We start from the raw sequence: 19,615 nt of genomic DNA on the forward strand, positions 1-19,615 counted from the left end.
TAGAAGTGTTAGCGTTGCCGTGGAGGTTGGAGAATCTGATTTTGAATATTTGGCGGCATACTCCCGGGTGTTGGCGTGTACTGATAGCCAAAGCCGGCATTTTGGGTATCATCAACAATCTTCGGCGTCACCATCACCACCAGTTCATTGCGTTGACGCTGGTTGCTCTCGCGGCGGAACAACCGCCCCAACAAGGGAATGTCTCCTAGGATTGGAATCTTACTCACCAACGAGCGATCTTGATCTTGGATAATGCCCGCCAGCATCAAGGTTTGGCCATCCCGCAAGCGAATCCGCCCCGACTCCATCCGCCGCTGTGAGATCAGTGTCCCCGTGGAACCCGCCGGCGCTCCTGGGAAAACCACAGCATAGGTACCGCTGGGAGCACTCACCTCTGGAGACAATTGCAGCGTTATAAAACCATTATCGTCAATTTGCTCTACGGTGACATTAAAAATCACCCCCACAGGCCGCAGGATTGGGCGAATCTGTTGAGTCGCGATCGCCCCGCCGCCGCCAGTGGCTTGTTGATCAGCAGTGGATTCAATGCCAGAGAAAATTTCTTGGGTCAAATTGACTTGCGCAGCACTCCCCTCCTGAATGACAAGGGTGGGGTTGGTCAGAATTGTGGCATTGCCAGTTTCAATAGAAAGTTGAAGCTGCGCAAAAAAGTCGCTCAGTAGATTCCCCACGGGTGTACTGACTGGTGCGCCAGTGAGGGGGGCAGGGGTCAAACCACCCACGTTAGGTGTGGTGCCACGGATAACAGTGAGTCCATCAGCGTTGAAGATAGCTCCCCAAAGGCTGCTGCCAAAGTTAGTAATTAAGTCTGCATTTGCTCTCCGCCCTCGCAACAGGTTCACATCAATAAACTTGACATTGACCATTACCTGCCGCTTACGGATGTCAAATTGCTGAATCAGTTGGGTGGCAATTTCTACCTTGCGGGGGGAGCCGATGAGGGTGACTGTGTTGGTGCGGGGGTCACCCACCACCTCTAGTCCCCGCAGGAGTGAGCTTCGACAAATTTGATCAACCACACCGCCAGCTGCTGCTGGTACTTGCAGCTGCTCACAGCCGGTTGGCGCCTGAGATGGGCCAGTATCTGGCAAGTTTGCACCATACATTTCCAAAAGCTGCACTGCCCCTAGTTGCAGGTCACCCTCACGGGTACTGGTTGTACGGTTGAGAGCAGTTTGAGCCGTTGTCTGAGCTTGTCCACTTGTGGTACCGCCAGAGCCAATGGTGCCCCCCGTTTGAGCCAGAGAGCTGATTTCCCGTGTCGTTAAACCCGCCCCAAAGACCCGCATCTGATTGAGGCGGATGGTGCGGACAATGCGGTTTTGGGCATCGGGGGGTAAGGCTTGACCCACAAAGATAGTGCGGCCTTGGCGATTGGCTTTGAGATTGGTAACCCGCAGCACATAGTTGAATACGTCTTGAACGGATTCATTCTCGATATCGAGGGAGATGGTGACGCCGCCTGCTTCGCCATTGCCTTCCGGAAAGACAACGTTCATATTGGCGGCACGAGCCAGTAGGGAAAGAACCTCCCGCACTGGAGCCTCCCGCAGCAGTAGGCGGGGAATCCGTTCATTGGTGCCCAGTTGAATCGCGTCGGGGTCAGCATTGACTGGGCTAATCAGCATATCGCCAACAGGGGGTGGCACTGGGCGCGGCAGAAAAGGCGGCACCGCACTAGGGCCGGGGGGCATGGCCATGGGTTGACCCGTGGGGGTAACTTGGGGGCCTGCGGCGCCCTGAACGGTGATGAAGTTAATTTGCAGGCCATCACGTCCTTCACGGATGACTTCACCAATGGGAGCAGCACTAATGCCATTCACGGTGACACGGATGGTTGTCGCATCGAGTTGTACCACCTCGACGGAGGAGATACCGGGGGCGGGGTTGTCTTGGCGGAAGGCTCCCCCTTGGGGTAGGCGCAGTTGGCTATTGGGAATATCAGCAATGGAGGCATTGCCGCGATTGACGGTGAAAACTGCTGGCCGTAGATTCCCCTGCACGTTGAAGAGGAGTTGAATGCCGTTGGGAGCTGTTACTAGACGAACTCCCGTAATTTCCGTTGCTGTGGCCCAAGTGGGGGTTTGACTGGCAGCAACAAGGGCGGTTGTGGCCACCCCTAAGCCGAGACGATGTAAAAGCTGACTCACGATGCTTGACTCCTCACAAATGCCACCAAATGTATGAAAAGAGAATGCAACTCGCTCCCAAGACACTCTACGCTGCTTTTTGGCTTGCCATGCGCTATTGCTGTTGTTGTTGCGGTTGTCCTTGCTGCTCACCTCCTTGGGGTGGGGGGGCCAAAGCGGCAATTTCCTCAGGGGTTAGGGGTACGTAGGCCATAAGCTTAAACGTGGTAATCACTTCGCCGGGCTTATCAGCAACGAGTTCCATCGTCAGGTTGTTAATCACGAGGAAGTTCTGCTGCTGGTCAATTTTTTGCATGATCTGCAAAATACTGGGAAATGGCCCTTGAATCGTAACGTTGGTTACCTGTTGTTTTAGTTTGGCATTTAATTCGGGGCCAAGGGAGCCATCTTGGACAATTCCTGAAGCTGCACTATCGGGTTCAAATGTGGTCAGTTGGGCACCGCTGGTCAGGATTAGGCGGTTAATGTCAAGGAGGAGGGTGTCTAGGGCTTCCTGAGTGGCAAAGAGCGATCGCACGTCACGATTTTGCTGCTTGGCGCGCTCTAACCCCGCTACCACATCATTAAGTTGCTTCAGGATCACTTCCCGCTGGGAGAGGTCATTTTCCTGTTGGGCAATTTCCTCCTGTAACTTGGCCGCTTCCTCCAGTTTGGGGGCAATGAGAAGACTCCCCAAGTAAACCGCTGCTCCCAAACCTACCAAGGCAATAAGGACACCACTGACGACGGGTGTCAGGGTAATGCCAAAGACCGTCGGATAATTGGGTGCGGGTTCCTCAATCGGGGGGCCGCCAAAATCGCCAGTTAGGGTCATTCCTGTACCACTCCTTTTTCTTTGAGAAATTGAATGCGCGCCACCAGTCCTTCAACGCCATTGGCTGCGAGTTCTTCAAGGAGTTCCGATGCCGGCACGCTGGCGATCGCCGTCTTGATATTGAAGGAAACCCTTGCGGTTGTCTCTTCCTCACCCTGTTGATTTGCCCGTTCCGCCTTCACCAACTGAGTGGCCTTGCCATCAAAGAAGGGAGAGCGATTTTGCAAGAGCAAAAGAAAGTCACTGACTGCATCAAAGGATACGGCTGTGCCTTCAATCGTTAGCTCTTGGCCTGTTTGTCCGCCTTGGGTAATCCGCCGAATTTGTACCCCTGCTGGCGTTTGAGTTGCCATATTGCGCATCACCGCCGACCAAGGTTTGACCTGATTAAACACCGAGGCTAGGGCTTTGGTTTCCGCGGTAACCTGCTCCTGCTCTTTTTTAATTTCATCCATGCGTTGCAGGTTTGGAGAAATCGCTGCAAGGCGATTCTGAATGCTTTTTTGCTTACTCGTCAGTTGTTGCAGCCAGAGGTTCGCACCCACTGAGCCGAGGAGTGCAAGCCCTACAAAAAAGAGCGCCGCTACAGAGCCAAGAATAATCGGCACATTACTCATTCCTGCCGCTGCGGCTGTGGTAGCAGCCATGCCCCCCACTTCGGGACGTTCTTTAAGGAGGTTAATCTCAATTGAGTACATCGGGGATGCTCCTAAGCGCCACGCAGACCAAGACCAATCACCGTGCCGAGGGCAGGGCGTTTTTCGAGGGGAATCTCTTCTAGGGTTTGCAGTCCCAGCAAACTAATGGGGTCAACCAAAGTGGTGGCATAGTTGAGCCGCTGACTAAAAAACTCATCCACTTGACCAATACTGGCACCGGGACCGGCAAGCAGCAACTGCGAGACCTCTAGACTTTCCCCTTGGTTGAGGTAAAAGTCAATGGAGCGGCGGATTTCGTCTGCTAGATCGGAGAGCACTCGCAAAATAGCGGCACCACTGGGGTTGAGTGCTCCGGTCACATCCATCGGCTCTAGGGGAACGGTCAGATTCTCAATCAGGTCAACGCCCATCGAAGGCGGCAAGTTCATGGCGCGGCTAATGGCTTCTTGCATCCGTTCTTTACCAATGGGCACTTTGCGGTTGAACTGGGGAATGCCATCTTTGACGATGCTAATTTCTGTGCCCTCGTCGCCTATATCAATAATCGCTGCTGCTTCGCCCACAAACTGCTGTAGTGAATCCCGCAGGGTACGCATGAGGGCAAAATTGGTCACTTCAAGGGCGATGAGTTGTAAACCGGCTTGGGTAAAGGCATTGATGTAGGCATCGGTCACTTCGCGGGGCGTGCCCACGAGCAAAATTTCTACCCGCTCAATGCCATCTTCATCAAGGGAGGTTCCCAGTTTTTGATAGTCAACATCGGCCTCTTCACGGGGAAAGGGCAGGTAGAGGGGCGCTTCCTGCATGAGAACCACTTCCCGCAATTCATAGTCGGGTAATTCCGCAGGCAGGCGAATCAGGCGAATCACGGCTTCATTCATGGGAATGGCACTGATCACCTCTTTTTGTTTGATGCGCTTATCCTCAATCCCTTGACGGATGGCATCGGCGACGGCGGTGGTGTCAATGATGCGGCCTTCTTCAATGGCGCCTTCACTCAAGGGCACTGAGGCCATAGCGGTCATTTTCAGACCCTGCTTTTGCCGCTGAAGCTGTACGATATTGACCCGCTCTGGGGTGAGTTCAATCCCCAAGCCCTGCTTTGGTTTTGCAAATAGATTTCCCAGCACAATATCACCCACCAGTGAACGGTCAAGTTTGCATTAGCGAGATGGCGTGAAGAGTGAATTTCAGAACGAGGCCAGACCCTAACCTGACAGGGTTATGGAAACACCTGTGTTGCTAAGGCGATCATAACCAATGTGCATCGGCTCTTTCCAATGCATTGGTATGGTTTGCAAAGTGGCTTTATGCAAAACTTGAGCGATCGCTCTTGGGGAAAGTCACCAGCGATCGCTCAATGATGGTATCAGTTTTTCTTAATTAAGATCAACTAGGGCTGAACAATCACCCGTGTGCCCACCTCAATTTTTTCAAAGAGGGCGCGAATATCATCGTTGCGCATCCGCACACAGCCATGGGAAACGGCTTGGCCAATCAAAGATTCATTCGTTGTGCCGTGGAAGCCAGCATAGTTGTTATTTCCCATGGGGGCAAAGACAATCAGGCGATCGCCCAAAGGGTTGCGACCCCCCGGCGGAACCAAAACCCCCGTAAAGGGATTACGCCATTGGGGATTGACGACTTTGTGCAGCACTCTGAAATTACCTTGGGGCGTTTCCCAGCCCGGCTTGCCCACAGCCACGGGATAGCTGGCTAATACTTGATCACCTTCATAGAGAAAGACGCGGCGCTGCCGCAAGCGCAGGACAATTTTGCGTTCTAAAGCGGGTAGAAACGGAGTTGCTTCACCAAGGGGGGGAAGTGCCAAGGGCGCTAAGGTGGTCGGTAAGTACGGCTCTGACTCAGAGGCACGGCTCACCTTCAATTCTTCAGCACCCACAGCAGCCATAGGCAGGATAGCGATCGCCCCCAGTGCTAAACTTAAGGTTTTTCCTCTGACCCAGCCCAGCATGAGAACAACTCCGATCTCTCTCAGGATGTTTAGAACAGAATTTGTGTTGGCGGTGCCGGCGCTGGTGCTGCGGGGGGAATGGCAGCCGGACGCGGAGCCGGTGCTGAGCCACCCACTTGAGGCACTTGAATGGGGGTTACCGCGACATACTCAGGGGCAGGCACGATGGCGGCACAGATGATTTTGGCGGTGGGCACACTGGCCTTTGGATCCAAAATCACTGCCACATCCAGACCTTCAACAATTTCCTTGCGGAAGGGGCGCTGACGGTGCTTGCGATCAAACACCACCACAATCTCTTCACCCCAAGGTTGCCGCAGGGTGACATTATCTCCATCAATGTTGGTGACAACGCCCCGCACAGCCTTCACCTGTTTGGCTTCAGCAGGAGAAAGTAAAACAGTGGTACAGGTTGCCATTGCGGCCAAGGCAACAAGAGCGGTACGACGCAGATTCAACACAGTTCAACTCCTGATGTTTTTTTGTCTCTGGACGATTTAAAGATTGAATACTGAAAACTGAATACTGAGGAGTGAATAATTACCCGCATTCTACGTACGCTGCCCTTGGGGCGTCAAGGCTAGGGCATAAATCTTGATGTTTTCTTATGTTTTCTTCAGCAAATTCAGTTTACAGAAGCTGTATGCAGGCGCGGGCGATCGCCCAATCCTCTTGGGTCTGAACCACGAGAACCCGTACGGGAGCAGTCGGCAGCGCAATGTCGCGATCGCCTTTGCTCTCTTCGTTAGCTGCGCTATCTAACTCAATTCCCAACCAACCCAGTCCTCGGCAGACATCGCGGCGCACACCGGCGGCATTTTCACCAATTCCTGCTGTGAATACCAACGCATCGAGACCACCAAGACTGGGCAAGAGACTGGCAATGCCCCGTTGCAGGGAGTAGATAAAACAGTCATAGGCCAACTGCGCTTGGGCATTCCCCTGATCAATCGCTGCCAAGATCTGGCGCAAATCGTTACTCACCCCAGAGATTCCCAACAGGCCCGATTGCCGATTCACCAAGCGATCGAGGTCTTCAACTGTCTTGCCCCACCGCAACAGATAGAGCAAAATTCCCGGATCAATGTCGCCACAGCGCGTCCCCATCATCACTCCCGCCGTGGGTGTAAAGCCCATCGTGGTCTCCACCGAGACTCCCCCCTTAACCGCAGTGAGGGAACAGCCATTGCCAAGGTGGCAGGTAATTAGGCGTAACGCTGCTAAGGGACGCTGTAATAGGGTGGCCGCCCGTTCACTGACGTATTGATGGCTAATGCCGTGGAAGCCGTAGCGTTGAATACCAGCGGTGGTCAATTCATAGGGAATAGGGTAGGTGCGCGCCACTGCTGGCAGTTGGGCATGGAACGCGGTATCAAACACGGCCACTTGGGGCGTTTGGGGACAAATGTCGGCCATTAATTCCATTCCCAGCAGGTTGGCTGGATTATGGAGCGGCGCATATTCACTAAATTCGGTAATTGCTGCTTTCACCTGCGCATCCACGCGCACCGCTGCTTGGTAACGGCTACCCCCATGAACCACGCGATGACCAATGATCGTAATCTCTGCAAGGCTTTCTAGGAGCGTTGTCGAGCCATTGGTGAGGGTGTCTAGGAGCGTTTTGAGCCAGTCCCGTAGGCCTGCAATTCCCCCCTCTGGGTGGGTTAGGCTGGCTTCGTAGCGCTGGTCGGCAGTTGTGACCTTGAGCCGCGCCACCGTTGGGTCTTGTCCCCAATCGAGCAGGCCTTGCCAAAGGGGAGCGGGGGGTGTGGCAGCCGTTGCCGCCATTTCAGGTGCTAACTGATACAAACAGGCTTTGAGGCTACTAGAGCCAGCATTTAACACCAGCACCGTGATCATGGCAGGCCCGCAAAAGCATCGCCTCTATCCTAGCCAAGCGCCCGTGGCAACCGATGCAGCGCAGAACACCTTGAGGCGAAAAAGATAGCCCTAGAATTGGGACAGGCATTGAGGAAGTCAGCGTGTTTTGGCAAAAGCTTAAATGGCGGCGACACGGTGTGTATCTGCTGTTGTTTCTATTGGGGCTGTTGATTGCGGCTGTGGTGCTCACTCAATTGCGATCGCACCCGATTCTCCGCCCTGCCCTAGACCCGCTGCCTCAACATCCACAAATCGCGGTACACATGAATCACTCCCAAGCCCACAGTTATCAAGAACCCTATCGCCCCTATACCCGTGAAGGGGAAGACCTTGAGGCAATCATGATTGAGCAGATTGCCAAGGCACAAAAGACGATTGATGTGGCGGTGCAGGAGTTTCGCTTACCCAATCTGGCCAAGGCCCTAGTAGCACGGCAGCAGGCGGGGGTGCGGGTACGAGTGGCGATGGAAAATACCTACACTGCGCCTTGGGCAACATACAGTGCTGGGCAGGTGAGTGCCATGGATCCAAGAATGCGGGAGCGCTATAACGACTGGAAAGCGCTGGTGGATACCAACGGCGATGGCCAACTCAGTGCTGCCGAACTCAGCGATCGCGATGTGCAGACGATTCTCAACGAAGCGAAGATTCCTTGGATTGATGACACTGCCGATGGCTCCAAAGGCAGTATGCTCATGCACCACAAGTTTATTGTGATTGACAATCGCCAAGTGATTGCGACTACGGCGAACTTTACCCTCAGTGATGTCCACGGCGACTTGGGACGACCCGATACCCGTGGCAATGCCAACTCCCTCTTGGTGATTGATAGTCCCGCCGTGGCACGCCTATTTACTGAGGAATTCAACATCATGTGGGGGGATGGTCCCGGTGGTCAGCCCAACAGTCGCTTTGGGGTCAAAAAGCCAGTGCGTCCCCCTCAACCAGTAGCGGTGGGCGATGCCATGGTTACAGTGCGCTTTTCGCCAACCCCGCGATCGCAACCTTGGTCTGTCTCCACCAATGGCTTGATTGGCCAAACACTACGTTGGGCACGCCAAAAAATTGACATGGCGCTTTTTGTCTTTTCAGATCAAGAACTATCCTACGTTTTAGAGGAACGCCATAACCAAGGGGTTAGCATTCGCGCCCTCATTGACTCAGGATTTATCTACCGTGACTTTAGCGAAGCCCTCGATATGATGGGGGTGGCGATGGCCAATACTGCCCAAGCCCGTCAAGGCAACTGTTACTACGAAGCCGGCAACCGCCCGTGGCAAAACCCCATTCAAACGGTGGGCACCCCCCTCCTACCAGAGGGCGATAAGCTGCACCACAAGTATGGCGTGGTCGACGATCGCACCGTCATTGTTGGTTCCCACAACTGGTCCGAGGCGGCCAACCGCGGCAATGATGAATTCTTGCTGGTCATCGAGCATCCTACGGTTGCAGCTCACTACGAACGGGAGTTTGAGCGGCTCTATAGCAATAGTCGTTTGGGTCTGCCGCAGCATATTCGCGATCGCATTCAGCAGCAGTTGACCGCCTGTGGCGGTAAGATTGCCACCCGACCTGCCCCCTCTTCAGGAAATCGTGCCAGCACACCGACTACACGGGTGAACTTGAACACGGCCACCGCAGAGGAACTGCAAACCCTACCGGGCGTCGGCCCAAAACTAGCGGCTGAAATTATCCGTGCCCGCGAGCAAAAGCCCTTTCAATCCTTGGCCGATCTAGATGCCGTCCCCGGTGTCGGGCCGAAGCTCCTCGAACGCTTGCGCGATCGCGTGACGTGGTAATGTCCTCGCAAGCCACACCTAATAGGTTACAAGGGTGGTAATTGGCACATTGGGAAGTTTGTGCCGTCCTCCCAAGTCCGTCAGCTCAACAATAAAGGCAAAGCCATGGAGTTCAGCTTGTGCTTTTTGGATCAGACCCGCCGCCGCTGCTGCTGTGCCCCCTGTGGCAATCAAGTCATCGACAATTAACACCCGCCGCCCTGGTTCAATGGCATCTTGGTGCATCTCGAGGCGATCGCGCCCATACTCTAGCTCATACTCCACAGCATAGACCGGCGCGCAGAGTTTACCCGGTTTGCGCAAAGGGATAAAGCCGGCTCCCAAGCGATAGGCCAAGGGAGCGCCAAAAATAAATCCCCGTGACTCGATGCCAGCCACATAGTCAATGCCATCGTTGGCGTGTTTTTCCACCAATTGGTCAATGACGTAGCGCAGCCCCGCCTGATTTTGCAGCAGCGTTGTTAAATCCCGAAACAAAATGCCCGGCTTAGGGAAGTCTGGGACATCGCGAATCAGGGATTTGAGATCCATAGGTAGTTAGGTTCCAATCAGTTCAGAAGCATCCTATCTTAGATCCTGTCTAACGCCAAAAGTAGTGGGCAATAAAGATAACCGCCAATCCCCAGAGGGCAGGATGCACTTCTCTCCCTTTGCCTGCCGCCCATTTCACGATTGGATAGCTAATAAATCCCACCGCTAGCCCCTCACTGATGGAGTAGCTCAAGGGCATCACCAACACCACTAAAAAAGCAGGAATCGCTTCCGTGAGATCAGACCAAGGAATGTCTGGGAGCGATCGCGCCATAAAGACACCGACCAGCACCAAGGCCGGTGCCGTCGCAAAACTGGGAATGGCGGTCGTAATCGGCAAAAACAGCAGTGAGAGCAAAAACAAGCCCCCCACCATCAGCGCCGTTAGCCCCGTCCGTCCCCCCACGGCAATGCCTGCTGCCGATTCAATATAGGTGGTCACGGTGGAAGTGCCAAAGAGGGCGCCAACAATTGTCCCCACTGCATCCGCCATAAAGGCTCCCAAAGCGCGGGGGAAATGTCCCTGCTGATTGAGAAACCCCGCCTGTACCCCCACCGCAGAGAGCGTGCCCACGGTGTCAAACATATCGGTAAAAAGCAGTACCAAGGTGACCAAGAGAAAAGACCCCAACTGCTGCGGTTGTAATTGTCCAAAACCCACTAAGGCTTGACCAAAGAGATGGGACGGCCATTGCGGCCATTGGATCAAACCTGTCGGCCAAGGGGTAGCTCCCACTAGCCATGCAGCCAAGGCAGTCATCATCACTCCCCAAAAAATCGCGCCCCGCACCCCCTTAGCACAGAGAAACGCCGTCAAAAGAATCCCAAGGGCAGCGAGGATGGGTGGCCATGTGTCAAAGGTGGTGAGTTTTGTTTTCGTGGCGGCATCAGCAATGATAATTCCCGCATTGCTAAGGCCAATGTAGGCGATAAATAGCCCCACCCCGGCAGCGATCGCCACCTTCAAGGACATGGGAATCATATTTACAATCAGCGATCGCACCCCCGTTAGGGTCAGCAGCACAAACACAATGCCCTCGAGGAGAACAGCACTCAACGCCAATGGCCAAGGCAACCCCATTTGCCCCACCACCGCAAAAGCAAAAAAGGCATTGATGCCCATGCCGGGGGCCAACGCAATCGGGTAATTTGCCCAAATCCCCATCAGCATGCTACCCACTGCCGCCGATACTGCGGTTGCAATCACTAACTCCCCCTGCAAATCCTGTGGTTGCGCTAAAAAAATAGCATTGGAAAGAATTTGCGCATTCACCGGCAGGATGTAGGCCATCGTTAGAAATGTTGTCAGTGCCGCCAGTGCCTCGGTAGGGAGTGAGGTGTGTGCTTGCTGCAAATTGAACCAATCCCTAAAGCGTAAGTACCCATGTCTCCTCAAGAGGTTGCTCCTTTGTGCAAGAGTTATTCAAGTTTATTTACACTGAAGCCCAGTATGAGTGAATTTGATAAGGTTTGGACTTGTCCCTAACAGAGAGATTCGCCACTTCTATGCTGGAGTACTCTTGAAATGGAGCCTTTTGGGGAAAGGTATAATATTTGGGGAAAGGTATAATATAGGGAGCAGGACATGGATGTGAGCGAGATTACATCACCTCTCTCAAGTTTGCGGTTAAATTATATCAACTGTGTATAAAAGCTAAAAATTGAGGGCATATTCAACTCAGCATCAGCAGCAACGAAGTTCTTGTAGTCAAGATATATTGATAGAGCAAAGGTTGGGGCAATAAAGGACAGGCCAATGATGAAAAAACTGGTGCGCTCACTGAAACGTCGCTATCCCCGTTCGGGGTATCGGCAGCGGGGGTTTACTCTGCCTTTGGTCTTGGGCATGGGACTGATCATGATTGTGGTTGCCCTAACCCTGCTCTCGCGATCGCAACTGGATGTGAGCACTGCTAGCTTGCAAAAACAAACTCAGCAGGCCTTTGCGGTGGCTGAAGGCGGTATGGCCCGTACCCTTGGCTTACTCAATGGCAACTACCAGATTCTGCTGCGCCGCACCTATAACCCCGCTAACAATACGAACTTTAATCCTGCCCGCCCCTACCTGATCAGTCGCGCAGCGGATGCAACAAAAGTGGGTCAGCCCAATACCACGGGTTTGAATGTTCCTGCTGTGAATGAATGGACAGCGGCGAGCCTTGGTTCTGATGCGCCCCCCTGCTTTACCCTCGATAACCTAAATACGATTGTCCTCAACGGCACAATTGGCACCCCTGTGCAGGGCAATTACCGTATTCTCTCCTATCTCTACGATGCGCCAACGCAAACAGGACACCTGTTGATCGAAGGTCGCTTGCCCAATAACTCGCCGGCGAATGCCTTCATCTTGCAAAAGATGGTGATTACGGATCGCAGCGTGCCCTCCAACTTCCCTGGCCTGCTGGCACAAAGCATTAACCTCGGCAACAATGATGTCTTTGGCACCGTCAACGGCAACGTGATCTGCACCAATCCTGCCAACTGTGTGGTTCCCCAAGCGCAGTGTCAGAATGGTCAACCCACCCAGCAGGGACTGCGCAGTGCCATCGGAGCGCTCAATAACGCGATTATTGAGGGGACGATCGCCATCAACAAGATTAACCTACCGCCTTTTCCTGAAGTGCCCGCTGCGGTGGGTGGTTCCGTGCTAGGGAGTGTTCCCCTGACCACGCTGCCCAGTTGGTTACCATCCAGTCAACGCGAAGACTTTGAGAAAGCCCTAGAACCAACAGGTGGCTACTACAGTCAAGGTGCCTACGCTAACTTTCCGATTCAAGGACAAGGCCAAAATCCTCCCCAAGACTCACAGGACATTACAGGTAGAACAACTGACCGAAACTTTCCCCGTTCAGGGGACTATCCCTACGTTGACCCTGACCCCAACATTCCCTTCTTTATCCCTGATCCCCTACGCCCCGGGGAGCGAATTGTCAATCCTAACAAAGTTTACTACGCCTACCGCATTAACAACATCAACCTTAGTGGAAATAACAAAGTAACGTTCGATACCACTAAATACGCCATTCGCCTCTTTGTCAGCGGTGATCTCACCCTCAGCGGCCAAGCAGGGATTGACAATACATGTTCCCCAGACTCTTCTACCTGCGGCATGGGAGCCAATATGGGCCTTCCCTCTGGTGTCGGCACGCCCGATCGCCTACGCATCTATGGCAATCCCCCAGACCCAACCAATGCGATACCTGACCAAGAATTCACCCTTAGCGGTGGCTCCACAGTAGGAAGTGTCTTTGTTTATGCGCCTGATGCGAAGGTAGGCATCAATGGCGGCAGTCGCGAGCCAGATATCTTCGGTGCAGTTTGGGCAAAAACGTGGAATGGTTCTAGCTCCAACAATGCTGAAATCAGGGTGCCCGATCGCCTGCCTGAAGCCCTAGGGGGCAACTATACCAATGCTTCAATTGTGGTGGCACGCACCACGGAAGCCAGCAACTGGAACCGCTTAGCCCAGTACTAAACGCCGGAGGCGATGTTGATGACTCACCATAAACTCTGTTTCCACTGGCTGGTAAAGCAACGTTCCCAAGGCTTTACCCTTGCGGAGGTCTTGGCTTCCATTCTGGTGATTAGCCTCTTTACCCTAGCGGCGATGCAGGCCATTGTTGTCGCTGCCTTTTTCCAAGCGGATGCCCGTAAATTTGCCGAGGCCAGTCACTGGATCCAAGATGATCTGGAAAATATCAAAATTGTTGCCTACGATCTCTGCCAAACCAAGTTTGCCCAACGCAAGCTGGCAGCACCCGCCCAAGGCAATGACACCACCTTAACACTGGCACTCATTCAATCGGGTGAAAGTGACTACGATCAAGCCATGCCCCCAGAGTATCGCACCGGGGGTGCCTGTCCAGTAACTTCACCCACGGATGGGTTTCGAGTGGGCGATCGCGTTCTCATTGGTTCGGACTCGGGCACACGCCGTATTCTCTCTATGTCAGCCAACACGATTACCTTGGACTCGCCAGTAGGGGGCTATCGGGGGGCGGGTACTCGTGTCTATGCCCGCTGTCGGATTCAGCCCAACGAAACTCAGGGGATTGATGGGGGGTTTGGTGCCTACCTGCAAACCTTGATTCCGCCGATGAACAGCAGCAATAATAGTCGCCCCATTGTCAATGACACGTTTACGATGACGCGCACACCCACCACCCGTGCTGAGGCACCTTTCCAAACCCTAGAACTGGCCTATTCTGTGCGCAATAGTAACAACCGCGTCGTTGCTCAACTATCAACCGAGGTGGTGCCCAATGCATTTTTCCGCTGTCCGTGAGCAGGGCATGACCCTGATTGAAATCTTGATTGTCCTGACGGTGGCAGCGATTTTAGCGGTGGCTGTCACGCCGAGCTTTCTCTATTGGCTAGAAACGCAGCGGGTCAACCAAGCTCTTGAAAGCTTAGAGGGGGCACTACGGGAAGCGCAGCGGGAGGCAATGCGGCGCAACCAAGCCTGTCGAGTGACGATTAACACAGGCACCAATCCCACTATCGCGGGGGATCCACCCCAATGTCTGCCCAATGGCTCCCGCCAACTGGAAAATGTAACCCTGCGTCGAGGAACAGGGACGGCCGCCGTACGGTTTGGCTTTCAGGGGCGCACCAGTAGTACAGGTACGATTGTGATTGCCTCCACAAGCCATCCGACCCTGCAGCGCTGTTTGGTGGTGTCTTTAGGATTGGGGATAATGCGTACGGGCAATTACCTCGCAACGGACACCACGGGTGCAACTGCCGATAACTGTCAAGCGCGCAATTAAGGAGCAGGGAGATGCAGGACTGGCGCAGAGGCAATCGCGGCTTTACATTGACGGAGTTACTGGTAGCGGCTGCCGTTGGCAGTATTGTTGTGGCCATGAGTGGTTGGGCAATGGTGGCTATCCTGCAAAACAATCGTCGTGTTGAAGAGCAGGCAATTACCCGCATGAACCTGAGCCGCGCCCTCGACTTTATCTCCGATGATATTCGCTCAGCCATTCGCATCTCAACCACGGCACCCCCAGATTGGGTCATTCCCAGTGGTGGCTACCAGTTGGTGATGTTTATAGAAAAACCAGCGGATAACCTAGAGGAACAGAACGACGGCACCCTCGCCAGTACGACCCGTGTGGCCTATTACACCCGTCCCAAGACAAGCAATGTGGTGTGGCGAGGCCCGATGATTCTCTATCGCCAAAAAATTGGTGACTCTACCCCCAATGCGTTAATTGATGGCATTGCCAACACGAGTCCCAACTGCACCAATAACTTGCCGGGTGCTGTTGACAGTGGCTCTCACCAAGGGGGATTTCGCGTCTTTGTGCAGCACAATCGCAATGTCAAGCTCTGCATTGCTGGTTTGGTGGAGTCAACGGGTACGGTTTACCAAGCAGAAACCCTTGCCGCCGTGCGATCCGGATCTGCGACCCCCACTCCCTAGCGGCAGCAGCATTCCTTGAGAGGTACTTTTGGGAACACTGATAGCTTCTCCTCTTCACTCGGATAGAATAGGCTCAAAACGGTGAAAGTTCCTAGGGAACGGGATGACCTCCCCTTTACTTTACGTACCCCCTGTTTGACAAAAGGGTCATCGTTTTTCTATTGCGGCTGTTATAGGGATGCAACCATGATTTGGCTTTTTTATAGTCTGATGACTATTCTTGGCATTGGTCTGCATTTGTGGCGACAGCCTCACCAGCGTACATGGGCAGGGATCATCCATGTCAGCTTGCTGTACCTACTGGTTATTTTTGTGGGAATTGGGGGGGTGATGAGTGCGTTGGTGCATACGTTTGATGCTGCAGCGACGGCTCGCAAAATTGGCTGGTTACCGGGGAGTCCTTTCCAATTTGAGGTCGCAATGGCGAATCTGGCCTTTGGGATTCTTGGCCTGCTGTGCATTTGGCAACGAGGATTGTTTTGGTCAGCAACAGGGATTGGTTTCTCGGTCTATGTGTTGGGATGTGCCTATGGCCACTACCAACAGATGTTGCTGGGAAATTTTGCCCCCTACAATGCTGGCTGGGGGATTTGGCTTTACGATGTTGGCGTACCGTCGTTGATCTTGACATTGCTGGGGAGCCGCAGTCGCTGGAATGTGTCCCACCCTCATAGGAATGTGAGTAAATCCTAACACCAATCGCCCTCAGAGCTGGTGACCGAGTGATTTTCAACTTAACAGAACAGGCGCGATCGCAAGGGGGAGTGTAGGATAGGGAAGGCGTGATTGAAATCCTTTGGCTGCGTTGTCCCTATGCCTCGTCGTACCGATATTTCAAAAATTCTCATTATTGGTTCGGGTCCGATTGTCATTGGTCAAGCCTGTGAATTTGACTATTCGGGAACCCAAGCCTGTAAGGCGTTGCGCGAGGAAGGGTACGAGGTGATCCTGATTAACTCCAACCCCGCCACCATCATGACGGATCCTGAGACCGCTGATCGCACGTACATTGAACCCCTCATCCCGGAAATGGTGGAAAAAGTCATTGCCGCCGAACGCCCCGATGCCCTACTGCCCACAATGGGGGGACAAACGGCCCTGAACTTGGCGGTGGCTCTGTCAAAATCGGGGGTTCTCGATCGCTATGGGGTGGAACTGATTGGGGCTAAGTTGCCAGCCATTGAAATGGCCGAGGATCGCAAGCTCTTTAAGGAGGCAATGCAGCGCATTGGTGTGGGGGTGTGTCCCTCTGGCTTGGCCAATACCCTCGAAGAGGCGCGGGCGATCGCCCAAGAGATTGGGGTTTATCCCCTGATTATTCGCCCCGCCTTTACCCTAGGGGGCACTGGGGGCGGCATTGCCTACAACCAAGAGGAATTTGAAGAAATTGCCGCTGCCGGTCTCGATGCCAGTCCTGTCTCACAAATCCTTATTGAGCAATCCCTGATCGGCTGGAAAGAATACGAACTGGAAGTGATGCGGGACATGGCCGATAACGTGGTCATTATCTGCTCCATTGAGAACGTGGATCCCATGGGTATCCATACCGGGGACTCCATCACTGTCGCACCAGCGCAAACCCTGACGGATAAAGAGTATCAGCGGCTGCGGGATGCTGCCATCAAAATCATTCGGGAAATTGGCGTAGAAACGGGCGGATCAAACATTCAGTTTGCCGTTAACCCGGAAACAGGGGAAGTGATCGTGATTGAAATGAATCCCCGCGTCTCCCGCTCCTCAGCACTCGCTTCTAAGGCAACTGGCTTTCCCATTGCCAAAATGGCGGCGAAATTGGCCGTGGGCTACACCCTGCCGGAAATCCCCAATGACATTACCAAGAAAACCCCCGCTAGCTTTGAACCCACGATTGACTACGTGGTCACCAAAATTCCCCGCTTTGCCTTTGAGAAGTTTCCCGGCTCGCAGCCGGTGCTGACCACCCAAATGAAGTCCGTCGGTGAAGCCATGGCCATTGGCCGCACATTCCAAGAGTCCCTGCAAAAAGCCCTGCGATCGCTGGAAACGGGACGCGCCGGCTGGGGGTGCGATCGCCCCGAAAAACTCCCCAGCCTTGAGCAACTGCGGGGGAAACTGCGCACACCCAATCCCGATCGCATCTTTGCCATTCGCCACGCCTTCCTTTTGGGGATGACCGTTGAGGAGATTTACGAACTGACGGCCATTGATCCGTGGTTCCTGCGGCAGATGCAGGGACTCCTAGAAACGGAAAAATTCCTCAAGCGCAGCAAACTAGAGCAACTCACCGCTGATGATCTCTGGCGGGTCAAGCAGCAGGGCTTTAGTGATGCCCAAATTGCCTACGCCACCAAAACCACCGATGATCAGGTGCGTGCCTATCGCCAATCCCTCGGTGTTGTTCCCGTCTATAAAACCGTGGACACCTGTGCCGCCGAGTTTGAGGCCTACACCCCCTACTACTACTCCACCTATGAGCGGCCGGTGGAACAGATTAACCCGGAGACGGGTGAGGTTGAACCCCTGCCGCCGCAATCGGAAGTATTGCCCCCCCGCAAGCCGCGGGTAATGATTCTTGGCTCTGGCCCCAACCGCATTGGTCAAGGGATTGAATTTGATTACTGCTGCTGCCATGCTTCCTACGCGCTGCGGGCGGATGACTATGAAACAATCATGGTCAACTCCAACCCTGAAACGGTTTCCACGGATTACGACACCAGCGATCGCCTCTACTTTGAACCCCTGACGAAGGAAGATGTCCTCAACATTATTGAGGTGGAGCGCCCCATCGGCATTATTATTCAGTTTGGCGGTCAAACCCCCCTGAAACTCGCCTTACCCCTCCAGCAGTACCTCGAAACCCATGGCGATCGCCTCGGAACGCAAATCTGGGGTACCTCGCCCGACTCCATTGATATTGCCGAAGACCGCGAACGCTTCGAGAAAATCTTGCGGGAGCTGAATATCCCCCAACCCCCCAATGGCACCGCTCGCAGTTATGCCGAAGCCCTGAGTATTGCCCAGTGCATTAGCTACCCCGTAGTGGTGCGCCCCAGTTATGTGCTCGGCGGTCGCGCCATGGAAATTATCTATTCTGATGCCGAATTGGAGCGCTATATGAACGAAGCCGTTCAGGTGGAGCCAGAGCGACCGATTCTCATTGATAAGTATCTGGAAAACGCCATTGAAGTGGATGTGGATGCCATTGCTGATGCCAGCGGTACCGTGGTGATTGGCGGGATTATGGAACACATCGAACAAGCCGGGATTCACTCTGGGGATTCTGCCTGTAGCTTGCCCACCCAATCCCTTTCTCCTACCGTGTTGGAGACCATTCGCAGGTGGAGTATTGCCCTCGCCAAGGCCCTCAAAGTGGTGGGGCTGATGAACCTACAACTGGCAGTACAAGGGGAGCAGGTCTATATTTTGGAGGCCAACCCGCGGGCATCCCGTACGGTGCCCTTTGTCTCCAAGGCGATTGGCATTCCCCTTGCTAAAATGGCTGCCCGCCTGATGTCAGGCAAAACGCTTGCAGAACTCAATTTCCTCGATGAGAAGATTCCCAACCATGTCGCTGTTAAGGAAGCGGTTCTGCCCTTTGAAAAATTTGCCGGTACCGATACGGTGCTAGGACCTGAGATGCGCTCCACCGGTGAGGCGATGGGGATTGACATGACCTTTGGTGCTGCCTATGCCAAGTCTCAACTGGCGGCCAATCAAAGGTTACCTTTGAAAGGAACCGTTTTTGTATCGATGAGCGATCGCGACAAGGCAGCGATTGTGCCCGTGGTGCAGGAGTTGCAGTCCCTCGGCTTTCGGATTATTGCCACCGAAGGAACCCGCAATGCTCTGCTTGAGGCGGGTCTGAGTAATATTGAACTCATCCTCAAGCTTCATGAAGGGCGTCCCCATGTCCTCGATGCGATTAAAAATGAGCAGATTCACCTGATTCTGAATACGCCTTCGGGTCAGGAAGCCCGTACCGATGCCCAATTGATTCGTCGCACCGCCCTTGCCTACAAGATTCCGATTGTGACGACAATCGCCGGTGCCAAGGCGACGGCTGCCGCCATTAAAACCCTGCAAACCTCAACCCTCGGGGTACGGGCACTTCAGGACTACCATCGGGCGGAATGCTAAACATTGGTTTTGGCAACTATGTCTCGCCGCAGCGACTGCTGGCGATCGTCAGCCCCGACTCTGCCCCGATTAAACGCCTGATTCTCGAAGCACGGCAGCATCATCACCTCATTGATGCCACCCACGGCCGGCGGACTCGTGCCGTACTGGTCTTGGATGGGGAGATTGTCGTTCTCTCGGCGCTGCATCCTGAAACGTTGGTGGCGCGACTCAACCCACCCCCCTAGACGTCTCCAAAACA

The 19,615-nt window shown here is 53.9% G+C and carries 17 protein-coding genes; 8 read left to right on the top strand and 9 right to left on the bottom strand.

What is annotated here, in order from left to right:
- Window positions 1-8: 8 nt before the first annotated feature.
- The 7 genes from QYC28_RS06835 to QYC28_RS06865 all read right to left on the bottom strand — a co-directional run bounded on the left by QYC28_RS06835 (window position 9) and on the right by QYC28_RS06865 (window position 7,479).
- Window positions 9-2,171, bottom strand: a complete 2,163-nt coding sequence (locus tag QYC28_RS06835; protein ID WP_302679188.1) for an AMIN domain-containing protein — start codon at window positions 2,169-2,171, stop codon at window positions 9-11.
- Between the two features lie 94 nt (window positions 2,172-2,265).
- A complete protein-coding gene (locus QYC28_RS06840; RefSeq protein ID WP_149819373.1) occupies window positions 2,266-2,985 on the bottom strand; it encodes a type 4a pilus biogenesis protein PilO in 720 nt (239 codons plus the stop codon).
- On the bottom strand, window positions 2,982-3,683 hold the full coding sequence (locus tag QYC28_RS06845; protein ID WP_149819375.1) for a PilN domain-containing protein: 702 nt from the start codon (window positions 3,681-3,683) through the stop codon (window positions 2,982-2,984). The genes QYC28_RS06840 and QYC28_RS06845 overlap by 4 nt, the downstream gene beginning before the upstream one ends.
- Before the next feature lie 11 nt (window positions 3,684-3,694).
- Window positions 3,695-4,774: a type IV pilus biogenesis protein PilM gene (gene pilM / locus QYC28_RS06850; RefSeq protein WP_226971900.1), complete on the bottom strand. Its 1,080-nt coding sequence runs from the start codon at window positions 4,772-4,774 to the stop codon at window positions 3,695-3,697.
- A 263-nt stretch (window positions 4,775-5,037) separates the two neighbouring features.
- Window positions 5,038-5,619 carry a L,D-transpeptidase gene (locus tag QYC28_RS06855; protein ID WP_302679189.1) on the bottom strand — a complete coding sequence of 194 codons (582 nt, stop codon included), beginning with the start codon at window positions 5,617-5,619 and terminating at the stop codon, window positions 5,038-5,040.
- 29 nt (window positions 5,620-5,648) lie between these two features.
- A complete protein-coding gene (locus QYC28_RS06860; protein ID WP_149819381.1) occupies window positions 5,649-6,080 on the bottom strand; it encodes a hypothetical protein in 432 nt (143 codons plus the stop codon).
- 169 nt (window positions 6,081-6,249) lie between these two features.
- Window positions 6,250-7,479, bottom strand: a complete 1,230-nt coding sequence (locus tag QYC28_RS06865) for an acetate/propionate family kinase (RefSeq protein ID WP_302679190.1) — start codon at window positions 7,477-7,479, stop codon at window positions 6,250-6,252.
- 122 nt (window positions 7,480-7,601) lie between these two features.
- Between QYC28_RS06865 and QYC28_RS06870 the strand changes: the two genes are divergently transcribed.
- A complete protein-coding gene (locus tag QYC28_RS06870; protein WP_149819386.1) occupies window positions 7,602-9,299 on the top strand; it encodes a phospholipase D-like domain-containing protein in 1,698 nt (565 codons plus the stop codon).
- Between the two features lie 18 nt (window positions 9,300-9,317).
- Here the strand turns inward: QYC28_RS06870 and QYC28_RS06875 are convergent, their stop codons facing one another.
- Together QYC28_RS06875 and QYC28_RS06880 are read right to left on the bottom strand one after the other, a co-directional pair.
- Window positions 9,318-9,830, bottom strand: a complete 513-nt coding sequence (locus QYC28_RS06875; RefSeq protein WP_149819388.1) for an adenine phosphoribosyltransferase — start codon at window positions 9,828-9,830, stop codon at window positions 9,318-9,320.
- 49 nt (window positions 9,831-9,879) lie between these two features.
- Window positions 9,880-11,184 carry an NCS2 family permease gene (locus tag QYC28_RS06880; protein WP_226971901.1) on the bottom strand — a complete coding sequence of 435 codons (1,305 nt, stop codon included), beginning with the start codon at window positions 11,182-11,184 and terminating at the stop codon, window positions 9,880-9,882.
- 402 nt (window positions 11,185-11,586) lie between these two features.
- On the opposite strand from QYC28_RS06880, the gene QYC28_RS06885 reads away from it, so the two are divergent.
- The 7 genes from QYC28_RS06885 to QYC28_RS06915 all read left to right on the top strand — a co-directional run bounded on the left by QYC28_RS06885 (window position 11,587) and on the right by QYC28_RS06915 (window position 19,601).
- Window positions 11,587-13,305, top strand: coding sequence for a hypothetical protein (locus QYC28_RS06885; protein ID WP_302679191.1), 1,719 nt, complete (start codon window positions 11,587-11,589; stop codon window positions 13,303-13,305).
- Between the two features lie 18 nt (window positions 13,306-13,323).
- The gene (locus QYC28_RS06890) at window positions 13,324-14,115 is read left to right on the top strand and encodes a prepilin-type N-terminal cleavage/methylation domain-containing protein (RefSeq protein ID WP_302679192.1); all 792 of its coding nucleotides are present in this window, start codon (window positions 13,324-13,326) and stop codon (window positions 14,113-14,115) included.
- A complete protein-coding gene (locus QYC28_RS06895; RefSeq protein ID WP_302679193.1) occupies window positions 14,093-14,599 on the top strand; it encodes a GspH/FimT family pseudopilin in 507 nt (168 codons plus the stop codon). The genes QYC28_RS06890 and QYC28_RS06895 overlap by 23 nt, the downstream gene beginning before the upstream one ends.
- Before the next feature lie 11 nt (window positions 14,600-14,610).
- Window positions 14,611-15,258 (top strand): type II secretion system protein J, encoded by a 648-nt coding sequence (locus QYC28_RS06900; RefSeq protein ID WP_302679194.1) that lies wholly within the window; start codon window positions 14,611-14,613, stop codon window positions 15,256-15,258.
- Between the two features lie 186 nt (window positions 15,259-15,444).
- A complete protein-coding gene (locus tag QYC28_RS06905; RefSeq protein WP_302679195.1) occupies window positions 15,445-15,951 on the top strand; it encodes a DUF6790 family protein in 507 nt (168 codons plus the stop codon).
- Window positions 15,952-16,071: 120 nt separating this feature from the next.
- Complete coding sequence (gene carB / locus QYC28_RS06910; protein ID WP_149819400.1) at window positions 16,072-19,374, top strand: carbamoyl-phosphate synthase large subunit; 3,303 nt, start codon at window positions 16,072-16,074, stop codon at window positions 19,372-19,374.
- The gene (locus QYC28_RS06915; protein ID WP_149819402.1) at window positions 19,368-19,601 is read left to right on the top strand and encodes a DUF370 domain-containing protein; all 234 of its coding nucleotides are present in this window, start codon (window positions 19,368-19,370) and stop codon (window positions 19,599-19,601) included. The genes carB and QYC28_RS06915 overlap by 7 nt, the downstream gene beginning before the upstream one ends.
- Window positions 19,602-19,615 lie beyond the last annotated feature (14 nt).

Source organism: Thermosynechococcus sp. HY596 (assembly GCF_030518715.1).
Lineage (GTDB): Bacteria > Cyanobacteriota > Cyanobacteriia > Thermosynechococcales > Thermosynechococcaceae > Thermosynechococcus.

Coding starts and splice junctions, on each gene's coding strand:
- QYC28_RS06900 (WP_302679194.1), top strand. CDS start 14,611: ATGCAGGACTGGCGCAGAGGCAATCGCGGCTTTACATTGACGGAGTTA.
- QYC28_RS06885 (WP_302679191.1), top strand. CDS start 11,587: ATGATGAAAAAACTGGTGCGCTCACTGAAACGTCGCTATCCCCGTTCG.
- QYC28_RS06915 (WP_149819402.1), top strand. CDS start 19,368: ATGCTAAACATTGGTTTTGGCAACTATGTCTCGCCGCAGCGACTGCTG.
- QYC28_RS06840 (WP_149819373.1), bottom strand. CDS start 2,985: ATGACCCTAACTGGCGATTTTGGCGGCCCCCCGATTGAGGAACCCGCA.
- QYC28_RS06895 (WP_302679193.1), top strand. CDS start 14,093: ATGCATTTTTCCGCTGTCCGTGAGCAGGGCATGACCCTGATTGAAATC.
- QYC28_RS06905 (WP_302679195.1), top strand. CDS start 15,445: ATGATTTGGCTTTTTTATAGTCTGATGACTATTCTTGGCATTGGTCTG.
- QYC28_RS06875 (WP_149819388.1), bottom strand. CDS start 9,830: ATGGATCTCAAATCCCTGATTCGCGATGTCCCAGACTTCCCTAAGCCG.
- QYC28_RS06845 (WP_149819375.1), bottom strand. CDS start 3,683: ATGTACTCAATTGAGATTAACCTCCTTAAAGAACGTCCCGAAGTGGGG.
- QYC28_RS06865 (WP_302679190.1), bottom strand. CDS start 7,479: ATGATCACGGTGCTGGTGTTAAATGCTGGCTCTAGTAGCCTCAAAGCC.
- QYC28_RS06890 (WP_302679192.1), top strand. CDS start 13,324: ATGACTCACCATAAACTCTGTTTCCACTGGCTGGTAAAGCAACGTTCC.
- carB (WP_149819400.1), top strand. CDS start 16,072: ATGCCTCGTCGTACCGATATTTCAAAAATTCTCATTATTGGTTCGGGT.
- QYC28_RS06855 (WP_302679189.1), bottom strand. CDS start 5,619: ATGCTGGGCTGGGTCAGAGGAAAAACCTTAAGTTTAGCACTGGGGGCG.